11 protein-coding genes are annotated in these 13,603 nt (G+C 64.4%); 4 read left to right on the plus strand and 7 right to left on the minus strand.

The genetic code is table 11. From position 1 onward, the window contains the following. Positions 1–18 precede the first annotated feature (18 nt). Together K3A84_RS09700 and K3A84_RS09705 are read left to right on the plus strand one after the other, a co-directional pair. Positions 19–2,412 (plus strand): TonB-dependent receptor, encoded by a 2,394-nt coding sequence (locus K3A84_RS09700; RefSeq protein WP_225009140.1) that lies wholly within the window; start codon positions 19–21, stop codon positions 2,410–2,412. Between the two features lie 81 nt (positions 2,413–2,493). Further along, positions 2,494–3,258 (plus strand): SDR family NAD(P)-dependent oxidoreductase, encoded by a 765-nt coding sequence (locus K3A84_RS09705; protein ID WP_225009141.1) that lies wholly within the window; start codon positions 2,494–2,496, stop codon positions 3,256–3,258. 75 nt (positions 3,259–3,333) lie between these two features. Here K3A84_RS09705 and K3A84_RS09710 read toward each other — a convergent pair whose 3' ends face one another. Beyond that, positions 3,334–4,350, minus strand: coding sequence for an NADP-dependent oxidoreductase (locus K3A84_RS09710; protein WP_225009142.1), 1,017 nt, complete (start codon positions 4,348–4,350; stop codon positions 3,334–3,336). A 139-nt stretch (positions 4,351–4,489) separates the two neighbouring features. Next, positions 4,490–6,787 (minus strand): TonB-dependent receptor, encoded by a 2,298-nt coding sequence (locus K3A84_RS09715; protein ID WP_225009143.1) that lies wholly within the window; start codon positions 6,785–6,787, stop codon positions 4,490–4,492. Positions 6,788–7,277: 490 nt separating this feature from the next. Here K3A84_RS09715 and K3A84_RS09720 point away from each other — a divergent pair, with 490 nt between their 5' ends. Beyond that, positions 7,278–9,716 carry a TonB-dependent receptor gene (locus K3A84_RS09720; protein WP_225009144.1) on the plus strand — a complete coding sequence of 813 codons (2,439 nt, stop codon included), beginning with the start codon at positions 7,278–7,280 and terminating at the stop codon, positions 9,714–9,716. Between the two features lie 160 nt (positions 9,717–9,876). Here K3A84_RS09720 and K3A84_RS09725 read toward each other — a convergent pair whose 3' ends face one another. From K3A84_RS09725 to K3A84_RS09745, 5 genes are all read right to left on the minus strand, one after another. Beyond that, entirely contained in the window at positions 9,877–10,305 is a 429-nt protein-coding gene (locus K3A84_RS09725; RefSeq protein WP_225009145.1) for a nuclear transport factor 2 family protein, read from the minus strand. Positions 10,306–10,383: 78 nt separating this feature from the next. Continuing rightward, positions 10,384–10,737, minus strand: coding sequence for a Rieske (2Fe-2S) protein (locus K3A84_RS09730; protein ID WP_225009146.1), 354 nt, complete (start codon positions 10,735–10,737; stop codon positions 10,384–10,386). A gap of 14 nt (positions 10,738–10,751) precedes the next feature. Next, positions 10,752–11,279, minus strand: coding sequence for a VOC family protein (locus K3A84_RS09735; RefSeq protein ID WP_225009147.1), 528 nt, complete (start codon positions 11,277–11,279; stop codon positions 10,752–10,754). Next, entirely contained in the window at positions 11,276–12,016 is a 741-nt protein-coding gene (locus K3A84_RS09740) for a glucose 1-dehydrogenase (RefSeq protein WP_225009148.1), read from the minus strand. Before K3A84_RS09740 ends, K3A84_RS09735 begins: the two co-directional genes overlap by 4 nt. 32 nt (positions 12,017–12,048) lie before the next feature. After that, entirely contained in the window at positions 12,049–13,056 is a 1,008-nt protein-coding gene (locus tag K3A84_RS09745; protein WP_225009149.1) for an NADP-dependent oxidoreductase, read from the minus strand. A gap of 129 nt (positions 13,057–13,185) precedes the next feature. Between K3A84_RS09745 and K3A84_RS09750 the strand changes: the two genes are divergently transcribed. Then, positions 13,186–13,596, plus strand: coding sequence for a nuclear transport factor 2 family protein (locus K3A84_RS09750; protein ID WP_225009150.1), 411 nt, complete (start codon positions 13,186–13,188; stop codon positions 13,594–13,596). The last annotated feature ends 7 nt before the right edge of the window (positions 13,597–13,603 follow it).

Consider the following 13,603-nt stretch of genomic DNA (forward strand, 5'->3'; position numbering starts at 1 on the left):
CTTCATGGGAGGGTTTCTATGAGTTACGCGTTCGCGCGTTCGGCCGTTCTGGCCGCGCTTGCCGGTACTTCGGTTCTCGCTTTTTCCGCGCCTGCCTTTGCCGCCGACGAACAGGCTGCGCCTCAGGCTGACAGCGCTGCCACAGCGGATGATACCGGCGCCATCATCGTGACGGCCCGTCGCCGCGACGAAACGCTGCAGTCGACCCCGGTCGCGATCACCGCGGTCAACACCGCCATGCTCGAAGCCAAGGGCGCCGTGAACATCGGCGATCTTCAGGGTGCCGCACCGGGCCTGCTCATCACGCAGCAGAATTCGGGCGCGCAGGCCGCCAACATTTCGATCCGCGGCCTGACCTATGCCGACATCGAAAAGTCGCAGACCCCGACCGTGGGCGTGGTCGTCGATGGCGTGACCATCGGCACCAACACCGGCCAGCTGCAGGATGCGTTCGACGTCGCGCAGATCGAAGTGCTGCGCGGGCCGCAGGGCACGCTGTTCGGCGCCAACACCATCGGCGGCGTGATCAACATCACTCGTTCGAAGCCGACCATGGAACCCGGCCTCAAGGCCGAAGTGACCTATGGCCGCTGGAACAGCTGGGCGGCCAAGGCGATCGCCAACTACGGCGATGGCGAGACCTGGGGCGTCAAGGCCTGGTACTTCCACAACCAGACCGACGGTTTCTACCACAACGCGACCTATGACCGCAGCGCGGGCGGCAGCAAGGGCGACAGCTACGGCGCCAGCATGCTGTTCAAGCCGGCGGGCAGCGCGTTCGATGCGCAGTTCACCATCGAAAACGTGGTGCAGACCTTCGATCCGGTGGTCAGCAACATCGCCAAAACCGGCGAAGCGTTCTGCACCCAGGGCATTCTCGACTATATCGCCAGCCTTTACGGCAAGCCCGCCGGCACGGTGCTGGCGGAACCTGCGGCGCAGTGCAACCGCAACTCGCGGTCGGACATCTACACCACGTTCGGTGATCCGGCGCGCAGCAACTATCGCGCTCCGAACGGCACGCTGCAGATGAACCTCGATCTCGGCGCGGTGAAGCTCAGCTCGATCACGGGCGTGCGTCACAGCCGCGAACAGCAGACGCAGGACTTCGACGGCTCGTCGCGCGATCTGTACTACGTTGATCGTCGCCAGCACTACAAGCAGTTCAGCCAGGAACTGCGTGCTGCGGGCAAGCTAATGGATGGCTTCGACTACGTCGTTGGCGGCTACTACTTCAAGTCGAGCTACGACCTGACGCAATTCTCGCGCGTGTTCGGCGGCGCCTTCCTGACCAAGACCACCGACCTTTCGACCGGCACCTATGATGCCGATGGTCAGCACGTCGAAGGCCAGACCGAAAGCTATGCCGTGTTCGGCGACTTCAACTGGGCGATCGTGGACAAGGTCCGCCTCTCGTTCGGCGGTCGCTGGAGCCACGACAACAAGAAGCTGACCAACAGCTTTGCGGTGACCGGTCCCGTCGGGTCGGGCAATGCGAGCTTCAGCAAGTTCACGCCGAAGGTCGGCCTCGACTATCGTCCCAACAACGATGTCATGGTTTATGCCTCGTGGTCGCGCGGCTACCGTTCGGGCGGCTTCAGCCCGCGCGCGGCAACGGCTGATACCGCCAGCACGCCGTTCCAGCCGGAAACCGTGGACGCCTACGAAATCGGCGCCAAGTTCGCGGCCTTCAACCGCAAGCTGGAAGTCAACCTGGCCGGCTACGTGTCCGACTACAAGAACATGCAGCAGAACCTGACCGTCCCCGGTGGCCCGACGGGCAACCAGACGATCACCGGCAACGTTCCGGGTGGCGCGATCATCAAGGGCGTCGAAATGGACGGCTCGCTGCGCGTGACCGACCATCTCAAGATCACCGCGTCGGCGGCCTACATGGAATCGCACTTCCGCAACTTCGTTGCTTGCGGTGCCTACGCTCTCGGCCCGGTCGCCACCAACGACTGCGGTGCGGGGCTGCTGCCGGTCGATTACTCGGCCAACAACCTGATCTACGCGCCGAAGTTCTCCGGTTCGCTGGGTCTCGAGCACACGCTGCCGACCAGCTTCGGCAAGGTCATCTCGAACATCGGCTGGCGCCACATCAGCCCCTACGACGAGCAGCTGTCGGTTGCTTCGCAGACCGTTGCCACCAACGGCGCGGGTGAAGCCACCGGGGTGACGATCAACGGCAACGATCCCCGTGTCCGCACGCGGATGCAGGATCTGGTCGATGCCAGCCTGACGGTGAACTTCAACCTCGCCAACGGCTCGGAAGCCTACGTCCGCGTGTTCGGTCGCAACCTCGCCAACATCAAGACCACCACCCACGCATTCACCGTGGCCGGTCTCTGGTCGTTCGGCATGGGCCTCGAACCGCGCACGTATGGCGCTACGGTCGGCGTCAAGTTCTGACGAGCTGACGGTGTAAACTCTCTACCACCCTGTGGGGGGCGGAACTTCGGGTTCCGCCCCCTCTTTTTTGGAGAACGATGGATGGCCCGTCTTTCCGGCAAGATCGCCCTGGTTACCGGCGGCGCTTCGGTCCCCGGCCTTGGCAGCGCGACGGCACGGCGCTTTGCTGAAGAAGGGGCGAAAGTGTGGATCACTGACCGCGATGGCGCAGGCGCGCAGGCGCGAGCGGACGAGATCATCGCTGCAGGCGGGCAGGCACGCGCGCTGGCGCACGACGTGACCGACGAAGCGACATGGGACGCGGTTTTCGCCGCGATCGAGGCCGAGGACGGGCGGCTCGACGTTATCGTCAACAACGCCGGGATCGCCGTGCTGCGCCCGATCGGCGAGATGTCCACCGCGGACTGGAAGCTGCAGAACAGCGTCAACCTCGACAGCGTGTTCTACGGCACCAAGCGCGCGGTGCAGTTGATGCGCAAGACCGGCACCAGGGGGTCGATCATCAACATCAGTTCGACCGCCGGCCTTGTCGGCGTGCCGGCGTGCAGCGCCTATGCCGCGGCCAAGGGCGGGCTTCGCCTGTTTTCCAAGACGGTGGCGGTGGAAACCGCGCGCGAGGGCATCCGCGTCAATTCGGTCCACCCCGGCATGATCCTGACCAACATCCAGGGCGTGGCGCAGGAAGACAATGCGGCGAATTATGACGCGGTGCTGGGCGCAGTGCCGATGGGCTGCATGGGCGAGCCGGACGATATCGCCAACATGAACCTGTTCCTGGCCTCGGACGAGGCCAAGTACGTGACCGGCGCGGAATTCGTGGTCGATGGTGGCATGACCGCCGTCTGACCGCGCGACGCTCTGTGAGGGGGGGAAGGGCTGGCCGGCGACATGCCGGACCAGCCCTTTTCCGTTGCGGAGGCCTCAGGCGTCCCCGGCGACCTGCACGATGACCTTGCCGATGGCCTTGCCGCTCAGCATCCGGTCGTAGGCGACGAGCGTGTTTTCAATGCCTTCGCTCTGGTCGAGCGGCACCGCCAGGCGGCCCTCGTCGTGCCACTGGCGCAGCACCGGCAGGAACTCGGCGCCGCGGTGCAGGAAGTCGGGGATGAAGAAGCCTTCGATGCGCAGGCGGCGCATCAGCACCTGGTCGAAGCGCGCGGGGCCGGGAAGGGGGGCGTCGTTGTCATAGGCAGCGACCATGCCGCAGACCGCAACGCGGCCATAGTGCGCCATGTTGGGCAGGATGGCATCGAGCAGCGGCCCGCCGACGTTGTCGAAATAGGCATGGACGCCGCCTTCGATCTCGCCAAGGCGCGCCGCGATGTCATCGGCCTTGTAATCGAGCGCGATGTCGACGCCGAGTTCGTCGGTGAGGAACTTGCACTTGGCCGGGCCCCCGGCAATGCCGATGACCTTCGCGCCCAGTGCCTTGCCCACCTGACAGGCGAGGCTGCCCGTGGCCCCGGCTGCGGCGGAAACCACCAGCCATTCGCCCGGCTTCACCGCCGCGACTTCCTTGACGCCGACATAAGCGGTCCAGGCGTTCATTCCGAGCGCGCCGAAGTGCTGGCGCACGTCGGGCACGGTATCGTCCAGCACTTCGAGGCCCGCCAGTGCCGGAACCATCGTTGCGTATTCCGCCCACTGGCCGAAGCCGCGCACCAGTGCGCCGACCGGATAGGCCGGATCGCGGCTCTCGGTCACGCGGCCCAGCACGAGGCCGACCATCTTCGCGCCCAGCGGCAGCGGCGGCTGATAGCCGTCGGTGCGCGGACTCATCCACATGCGCGTGCCGGCGTCCATCGAAAGCCAGCCGGTGCGCACGCGCACTTCGCCATCGGCGAGGGGGGCAAGCTCCTCCTGCTGGAGCGAGAGCGCCGAAGCGAAGTCGTTGCCCTTGGGATGGTGATCGAGTTGCCAGAAGCGGTTTGTGGTCATGGGGATCCTCTCAATTGACGCAGGGATCGCAATCGCTTCGTCGTGCGGCAACTGGCCAATCCCCGAGGTCGGCATACTAAAGCGCCCGCCTTCCTGAAGGAAAGCGGGCGCTTCGCACGTCAGCCGAGGCTGACTAGTCTTAGAACTCGACCTGGGCTTCGATGCCCCAGGTGCGGTTCGGGATGCGGTCGCTGAACCAGAACGGCCCGGCGTAGCTCGACCGCACGATACGGCCACCGCTGTGGAACGCGTCGTTCACGAAGGCCGAGATCTTGTATTCCTTCAGCGAGGCGAGGTGCCCCGTGTAGGTCAGCGAAGCGTCGACCGCGGTGTGCGACGGGATGATCTCGCGGCCAAGGCCGGCCGGATCCACGCTCGATTCGGTCGCGTACTTGTCGACGTACTTCAGGTTCGTGCCGAACACGATCTGGTCGCCGCCCGCGAGGTCGAAGGTGTAGTCACCGCCGACGCTGGCGTTCCACTTGGGCGCATAGCGCAGCTGCTTGCTGGCGCTGACGTCCTTGCCGGTGCCGTCGATGAACTGAAGGTACTTGGCCTTCAGATAACCGGCCGACGCGAAGAAGTGCAGTTCGGGCACCGGACGCACCTGCGTTTCAAGCTCGACGCCCTGGAAGCGCGCCTTGCCGGCGTTTTCAACGAAGGTGATCGTCGAGGTCGGCAGCACCGGGTTCGAACGGATCTGGTCTTCCTGCTTGTTCTTGTACTCGGTCTGGAACAGCGTCAGGTTGAAGATCGCCTTGTTGTCCCAGAACTTCGAACGGAAGCCCACTTCGTAGCTGTCGACGGTTTCAGGCTGGTACGGCCCGATCGAGTCCGGGGTCGAACCCGGACGGCCGTTCCAGCCACCCGAACGGAAGCCGCGCGACCACGACACGTAGGTCATGATGTCCTTGGCCAGTTCCTGGTCGACCGACACGCGCGGGGTGAAGCGGTTGAACGCCAGGTGCGGGTTGCGGCACGGTGCGTAAGCCGAGTTCACGTCCGGGCACTTGTAGGGACCGCCTTCGGGCAGCGTGACGGCGGGCTTCTCGACGTGGAAGTCCTTGGTTTCGTGCGTATAACGGCCACCGACGGTGATGCGCGTGGTCGGCGTCACCTTCCAGTAGGTTTCGGCAAACGCGGCGTACGACTTCACCGTCTGGCCAGCGCTGAACGTGTCGACACGGGCGCCAGGGTTTTCCGTGGCGTCGGCCACGTAGACGCTCTGGTTGTCGAGCGAGTAGGTCGACTGGAAGTAGTACACGCCCGCGACCATGTTGAACATGCCGTCGAAGTCGGTGTCGATACGCAGTTCCTGGCTGAACTGGTCGCCATGGAGCTTGCGGACCGGGTGGAACAGCGGCACGTAGGCCGGATTGGCCGGGTCAGCGCTGACATTGAGCGCATCACCGATGTTGTCGATGTTCAGCGAGTCCTTGTTCTTCATGTAGCCCGTGACCGACACGATCGAGAAGTTGTCGGCCTTGTACTTCATGTTGAGCGTGACGTTGTCGGCATCGAGAGGAGCAGAGAACGGAAGGCCGCCATAGGAGGCGCGATAGCCGCTCTTTTCATAGTCCGCCGCGTGGCCGCACAGCCCGAACGCGGTGCAGGCCAGTTCGCCGCCATAGGTGACGTTGCCGCTGGCGTCCTTCTGCTCGCCGACCGACTGGTTGACCGGGTTCGGATAGTGCGAACGGTCGCGCAGGTGTTCGTAGGTCAGCAGCGCTTCGAAGTTGGCGGTCGGCGTGAAGAGCAGGCTGCCAGTGATGTCGAGGCGATCCAGGCCCGGCTCGGCCTTGCGCGACCTTGCGTCGTAGGTGAAGCTGTCGCTGTTGATCGAGAACACGCCGATCTTGGCGGCCAGCACGTCCTTGATGATGGGCGCGTTGAAGATCGCCTTGTAATCGTTGCGGCCATAGGAGCCGACGGTGGCCGACAGCTTGGCACCCAGTTCACCCGTGGGGCGCGAACGCTTTACGTTGATGATCCCGCCGACGGTGTTGCGACCGAACAGCGTGCCCTGGGGGCCGCGCAGCACTTCGATCGATTCCACGTCGAACATGTCGACCAGCGCGCCAGTGTTCGAGGCAAGGAAGATGCCGTCGATGGAGGTGGCGACAGCCGGTTCGAACGAGCGTTCGATGTCGGCGAAGCTGATGCCGCGGATCGAGGCCGACAGCGTGGCGCCCGAGTACTGGACCTGGCCCAGCTGGACGTTCGGGATGTACTTGGCGACGGCGCGCACGTCGGGCACGAAGCGGGCTTCGAGCGCCTTGCCGCCGATGGCCGACACGGCGAGCGGAACGCTCTGCACGTCTTCGACGCGCTTACGCGCGGTAACGGTGATCTGTTCGATGCCGTTGTCAGCGGACTTGTCGGCCGGCGCGGCTTCTTCGGCGAACGCGGGCGCGGCGGCCAGCATCGTGGCGGTCATGGCCGCAGCCTTCAGTGCAGTGCGTGCACGAAAAGCGGGTGTTGCGAACTTTCTGGTCATATTCCCCCCCATGGGTAACACGCCCGATCGTTACGCCCCCATCGGCGCAACAGTCGGGCAATGGTGCGGGATCGGGCCGGAGGACGCTGCAGATCCATCAAGTTGGAAGCGACGGAAAAGCCCCATTTTCCCAACTGCAACTGGATGATGCAAAGCACGAAGGACAGATCTGTTTTCTATCCTCGAAGTGCGCGCCGTTTCGGCTTCTCTCCCGTTGACATCGCTAGTCCCAATGCAAATTGCACCCTACTGCAAAAAAGGTCAGTCGGAAGGCTTCCCTATCCAATTGGCTAGGGTCTCCGGAAATTTCGCAACTGCGGCATCTGTCTGTTTCACCTGTTGAAATGGCTAGTCTGACGGAAGTGGCAGGCCTGAAAATCCCGATGAGCCGCTAGGCGACGCGCGCATATCTTCATCAGGGAGGAACAGAATGAAGGGCACCATCAAGGGACTGTTGCTGGCATCGTGCATGCTCGGCGGCACCAATTTCGCTTACGCGCAGGAAGCGCAGGCCGGTGACGCCGCTTCGGCAGGCGGTCTCGAAGAAATCATCGTCACCGCGCGCAAGCGCGAGGAATCGGTGCAGACCGTTCCCGTGGCCGTGACCGCGATCTCGGAAAAGGTCATCCAGCAGCGCGACATCACCTCGATCGAGAAGATCGCGGCGGCGACGCCGAACCTCAGCGTCGGTCGCGCCTCGAACGGCTCGGGCGCGCAGCTCACCATGCGCGGCATCGGTTCGTCGTCGACCTCGATCGGCATCGAACAGTCGGTCGCCGTGGTCGTCGATGGTGCCTACTACGGCCAGGGCCGCGTCATCCAGGAAGGCTTCTTCGACCTCAAACGCGTCGAAGTGCTGAAGGGGCCGCAGGCGCTGTTCTTCGGCAAGAACGCGACCGCCGGCGTGATCTCGCTCACCACCAACGATCCGGGCAGCCAGCGCGAATTCATCGCCAAGGCGGGCTACGAGTTCAAGGCGCAGCAGTACATGGGCGAGTTCATCGCCTCGGGCCCGCTGAGCGACACCTTCGGCGTGCGCCTCGCGCTGCGCGGCAGCAAGATGGACGGCAGCTACTACGACAACGTTTCGACCGTGCGCACCTACACCACGGCTGACGTTGCAAACGGCTTCGCCACGACCGCGCATGACGCCACCATCGCTTCGGATGGCCCCGGCGAGAAGGAATTCCTCGGTCGCCTGACGCTGAAGTACACGCCCACCAACGACCTGACCGTCACGGTCAAGGGCAGCTTCGATTACAGCAAGACCAAGAACTCCTCGTGGAACTACGTGGCGTACAACTGCCCGGCCGGCACCAGCCAGCTGACCGGCTATGCCTGCACCGGCGAGTTCGTCACCCACCAGAACAACATCCCGACCGACATCGCCAAGGACTTCCCGTTCTCGCAGGAAGACGGCCAGCTCTACAACCGCTACCGTTCGTGGGCGATCAACGGCAACGTCACCTACAACGTCGGCGACGTGACGCTCAGCTCGGTCACCAACTACAACACCAACAACAACCGCTGGGCCTGCGCCTGCGACTTCCAGTCGAGCGACAACGGCACCTGGGCGACCGAGAACTCGACCTGGCGCGCGTTCAGCCAGGAACTGCGCGCGCAGACGGCCTTCGACGGCCCGATCAACCTGATGGTCGGCGGCCTGTACCAGAAGACCAAGCGCATCTTTAACCAGTACGTGATGTTCGCTGGCCTCGAAAACAGCGGCGCCTCGGCTGCGAACCGCTACCTTGCGAGCACCAAGGCCAGCACCACCGACGGCGAGACGCAGGCCCTGTTCGGCCAGGTCACGTGGAAGCTGGTGTCGACGCTCGAACTGGCGGGCGGCGTTCGCTACACGCACGAAACCAAGAAGAGCTTCTTCACGCAGCCCTACAATAACCCGTACCTGACCGCCGGCGGCGGCCTGCCGATCTTCCGTGGCCAGGATTCGGCCGACGGCCTGGGCGAAATCCGTGCCAACCAGGCGTTCAACGACTGGTCACCGGAAGTGACCCTGACCTGGAAGCCGCAGCGCGGCATCCTCGTCTATGGCGGGTACAAGACTGCCTACAAGTCGGGCGGCTTCTCCAACGGCGGCATCAACTCGTTGCTGTCGGGCGACCCGGTGGGCGATCTCACCTTCAACCCGGAAAAGGCGCGTGGCTTCGAAGCGGGCATCAAGTCGACCCTGCTCGACAACCAGCTCCGTCTCAACCTGACCGCCTTCACCTACAAGTACGGCGATCTGCAGGTCGACTTCTTCAACTCGCCGATCTTCGCGTTCCAGACCCTGACCGCCGACGCGCGCACCAAGGGCGTGGAACTGGAGTTCGAATTCGCGCCGCGTGGCGTTGATGGCCTGAACGTCCATGGCTCGATCAACTATACCCGCGCCCGCTACACCAACTTCCCCTATGCGCCGTGCTATGCCGGCGAAACGGCGGCGGAAGGTTGCAAGGTCGTCGAACCCGTCAGTGGTGCGCTGCGCCAGAACCTTGACGGCAAGCCGCTTTCGGTTGCGCCTGAATGGACCGGCGCGTTCGGCGTCGGCTATGAAGCGGCGGTCGGCAACGGCCTGAAGGCGGGCGTCAACGTCGATGCGCGCTATTCGTCGAGCTACCTCGCCTCGGGCTTCAACGCGCTCCAGTCGCGCCAGGGCAAGTACGCCACGCTCGACGCCGGCCTGCGCTTCGGCGCCGAGGACGACAACTGGACGATCGCGGTGATCGGCAAGAACCTGACCAACAAGTTCTATGTCAGCGGCGTGGTCGATGGTCCGTCGACCGGCGGCGCGACCCATGCCGACCAGCTGGGCTTCGGCAACCTGCCGCGCACCGTGCAGGTCACCGTGACCAAGCGCTTCTGATCGTTTCGGTCTGAAGTTCGGAATGAGGCCTCGTCCGGCAACGGACGGGGCCTTTTTCGTTCTGGCCGAGGAGCGGCGTCGTCGCCCTGCCGCCGCAGCAAAAAGGGCGCGGGAAGCATCTGCTCCCCGCGCCCCTTGCGCGTGACCCGAAAGGCCCGGTTCAGCAGCCCTTGGGCGCGTGCTGGCGGTGGATGTTGCGGAACGAGCGGCTCTTGAACAGCCACTTGCCGCCCACCTTGACGCAAGTGTCCTCGTAAACGCCGCGATCGCGCTTGGTCACGCCATCCTGGTCGTAGACTTCCGAGGTGTAGCTGCGCATCTTCGCGGTATCGCCGTCCACCTCGATCGAGCCGGGCCAGGCTTCGAACATGATGCCCGGATAGCCCTTCATCGCTTCGACCCACATCGCGCGGATCGCGGCGCGGCCCTTGGTGGTGCCCAGTTCAGGATAGTCGGGCAGCGACCATTCGCCGTCTTCGGCCCACGTGGCGGACCAGTCGTCGGCGTCGATGCGCGTCACCGCGTCGGCATAGGTTTCGAGCAGCTCGCGAATGGCGAGGCGGTCTTCGGCGGGGCCGGTGAAAGGCATGAAAAAACTCTCCCGTGGTTGCTTGCACGGGAGAGTACCAAGTCCGTTTGTGCGGCAAACTGTGGGTTAGGTCAGGTCTCAGCTCGTCACGACGGGCAATTCGTCCATCCCCGGCGCTTCATCAGGCAGCGACACTTCGATCGTGCCGTTCTCGATGCGCAGCGGGAACGTGCGCAGGTCCTTGTAGGTGCCGCCAAGGCAGCGCCCGGTGGCCAGTTCGAAGCGCGCGCCGTGCAGCGGGCACATTACCGCGCCGCGCCGGATGCGGCCGGTGGAAACCAGCGCGGCCTGATGCGTGCAGCGATCGTTAACCGCGTGGTAGCCATCGTCGGTCTTGCCCACCAGCACGTACCAGCCGCCCAGCTTGGTGGCGAGCTTGCCCTCGGCCGGAAATTCGCTTTCAGCAATAACGGTATGCCAGCTCTCGCTCACGTCGGTTCGATCCTTCAGGAAAATGCGATGGTGGTGATGATATCGCCCCCGCGATAGTCCGTCGCGGCCTGCGATACCATTGCATAGAAATCGGTCAGCACGGGCACGGGGGTGTAAAGCTCGGTCATGTGTCCCAGCGTGGCGCTGGTATCGGCAAAGGCGAAGACGAAGCCGTCGTTCATTTCCGCGCGCAGCGCGCAAGGGCTGCCCGCAGCGGCGAAACGGGCAACTTCTGCATCCACGTCATCCACCCACAGCGCGACGTGATGCACGCCCCAACGGCCCGATCCTTCGGGATACATATCGTGAAAGGGCGAGGGGCCGGCATTGTTCTGCTGGACGAACTCAACCATCACGTCGCCCCATTGCCCATAGGCGCTCGAATGGTCAAGCAGGCGCTCCACCCCGCGATGCGCCGCGCGGGCGAGCGGGATGTTGTCGGCCACGAAGTATGGCCCCGATCCGTAGAGCGCATGATGCGCCCGCGCCGCCGCGCGCACGTCTTGGCAGAAATAGGCAATCTGGCGGATTGGCAGGCTCAAATCGAAGCGCCCCCGTCGATGCGGAATTCCGCGCCGGTGGCAAAGGCGCTCTCGTCGCTGGCAAGGTAGATCGCAATGGCCGCAATCTCTTCCGGCTTGCCGAGGCGACCGATCGGATGCGTGGCGACGAAGCTCTGGTACAGGGCCTCGGGATCGTCCGACTGTGCCAGCACCTTGTCGATGATGGGCGTGTGGATCGCGCCGGGATGGATCGAGTTGCAGCGGATGCCATAGCCCTTCTGCGCGAAGTGCAGCGCGCAGGACTTGGTCATCAGCGTCACCGCCGCCTTGGCCGCGTTATAGACCACCAAGTTGGCCGAAGCGCTGATTCCGGCGAGCGAGGACATGTTGATGATCGAGCCGCCCCTGGCCTTCATCTTCGGCAGCGCGGCCTGGATGCCCATGAATACGCCGAGCACGTCGATGTCGAGCTCATGGCGGAACTGCGCCACGGTGCAGTCCTCGATCGAGCCGAGCGTGGTGATCCCCGCGTTGTTGACCAGCACATCGATGGCATCGCAGGTGGCGATGGCCGAGGCCCACGATTCCTCGCTCGTCACATCGAGATGGACGAAGCGCGCGTTTCCAAGCTCCGCCGCCAGCGCCTGCCCGGCGTCATCGTCGATATCGGCGATGACCACCGACGCGCCTTCGGCCACATAGGCCCGCGCGATGGCCGCGCCCAGGCCCGAGGCCGCTCCGGTAACGAAGGCAATCTTGCCTGCAAGGCGCGCCATGTCTCTCTCCCGCTTTCGTCTGATCAGATCTGTCAGATCAGGACCAGGGTTTTCCCTGTGGTCTTGCCGCTCATCAGTTCGATGAACGCTTCAGGAAGCTTCTCCAGCCCCTCGCGCACATTTTCAAGCGGCTTCAGCCCGCCGCTGGCGAACAGGCTGTCGAGCATGGCCTGCGCCTCGCCCAGTACTTCGGGGTGGTCGTAGGTGATAAAGCCGCGCATGTTCAGGCGGTTGACCACCAGCTGCCACAGGTTGCGGTTGCCATGCGGATTGTCGGCGTCGTTGTACTGCGCGATCATGCCGCACACCGCCACGCGGCCATGCAGGCGCATCAGTGGCAGGATGGCGTCGAGCGTCTCGCCGCCGACATTGTCGAAATAGACATCGACGCCTTCGGGCGCGGCTTCGTGGATGGCGGCGGCAAGATCCGGCACGGACTTGTAGTCGATGGCGATATCAGCGCCGAGATCGCGCACGATCTGCGCCTTGGCCGGGCCACCGGCGAGGCCGATCACGCGGCAGCCCGCCGCCTTGGCCAGCTGGACCACGGTGCTGCCGGTCGCGCCGGCGGCGGCGCTGACCACCACGGTCTCGCCCGGCTTTGCCTTGCCGATCTCGAAAAGGCCGACCCAGGCGGTCAGGCCCACGGGGCCGAGCGCGCCCATATAGTGCTGCAGCGGTACGCCGGGAGCGGCATTGACCTTTTCAAGACCAAGCGCATCGGCGCCGATCACATAGTATTCCGACCAAGTCGCCATGGTGCGGACCAGCGTGCCGACCGGCCAGTCGGGATTGTTCGATTCGACGATCTCGCCCAGCGACATGCCGTTGATCGGCGCGCCGAGCGCAACCGGGGGCAGGTAGCTGGGACGGTCGTCGAGGAAGCCGCGGATCGCCGGATCGCACGAACACACGCGCATCCGCACGAGCATTTCGCCGGGGCCGGGGCGCGGCATCGGTGCGCTGGCAAGCGCGAAGTCTTCAGGAACCGGCGCGCCGGTGGGGCGGCGGGTCAGCACGATCTGGCGAATATCTCCCATTGCCCAGCCTTACCGCATGGGCGGGCGTGGCCATGGCTGGCTATTCGGCTAGGTTCGGCGGGCACGCCAAATGGGAGACAAGGCGCGCCAAGGCCCGCGCACGGGCCGCAATGCGAGGAGCCACAGGCCATGACGTCCGAAGAAATGCAGCAGTTCGTCGTCGATCTCTATGCCGCCACCGGCGTTGGCGATTGGGACAAGGTTTCCACCATGCTGACCGACGACTTCGTGTGCAGCGAAGCCGATACCCTGCCGATGAAGGGTCTCTATCACGGCAAGAACGCGCTGCGCGAGCTGTACACCAAGGTCATGGGCATGATGGACGTGGCGGGGCTTGACGTGGTCGAAACCACCGTCGGCAAGGATCACGCGGTCACCATCCTGTCGTTCCGGTTCGCCGACCCGGCGCTCGATCGTGCGCACTTGTGCGAACTGTTCCGCTTCCGCGATGGCAAGGTCTGCGAAATCAAGCCCTACTACTATGATCCCGCGCCCATCGTCGCCGCCTGCGCGGCCAAGGCGGCAGCCGCCACGGCCTGAGGCGTCG

Origin of the sequence: Novosphingobium percolationis, from assembly GCF_020179425.1 — a bacterium.
In the GTDB taxonomy this organism is placed as follows: domain Bacteria; phylum Pseudomonadota; class Alphaproteobacteria; order Sphingomonadales; family Sphingomonadaceae; genus Novosphingobium; species Novosphingobium percolationis.

Bases quoted from the DNA above. Each gene is read 5' to 3' on its own strand.
- K3A84_RS09700 (WP_225009140.1), top strand. From the start codon at position 19: ATGAGTTACGCGTTCGCGCGTTCGGCCGTTCTGGCCGCGCTTGCCGGT.
- K3A84_RS09720 (WP_225009144.1), top strand. From the start codon at position 7,278: ATGAAGGGCACCATCAAGGGACTGTTGCTGGCATCGTGCATGCTCGGC.
- K3A84_RS09715 (WP_225009143.1), bottom strand. From the start codon at position 6,787: ATGACCGCCACGATGCTGGCCGCCGCGCCCGCGTTCGCCGAAGAAGCC.
- K3A84_RS09725 (WP_225009145.1), bottom strand. From the start codon at position 10,305: ATGCCTTTCACCGGCCCCGCCGAAGACCGCCTCGCCATTCGCGAGCTG.
- K3A84_RS09710 (WP_225009142.1), bottom strand. From the start codon at position 4,350: ATGACCACAAACCGCTTCTGGCAACTCGATCACCATCCCAAGGGCAAC.
- K3A84_RS09705 (WP_225009141.1), top strand. From the start codon at position 2,494: ATGGCCCGTCTTTCCGGCAAGATCGCCCTGGTTACCGGCGGCGCTTCG.
- K3A84_RS09740 (WP_225009148.1), bottom strand. From the start codon at position 12,016: ATGGCGCGCCTTGCAGGCAAGATTGCCTTCGTTACCGGAGCGGCCTCG.
- K3A84_RS09750 (WP_225009150.1), top strand. From the start codon at position 13,186: ATGACGTCCGAAGAAATGCAGCAGTTCGTCGTCGATCTCTATGCCGCC.
- K3A84_RS09745 (WP_225009149.1), bottom strand. From the start codon at position 13,056: ATGGGAGATATTCGCCAGATCGTGCTGACCCGCCGCCCCACCGGCGCG.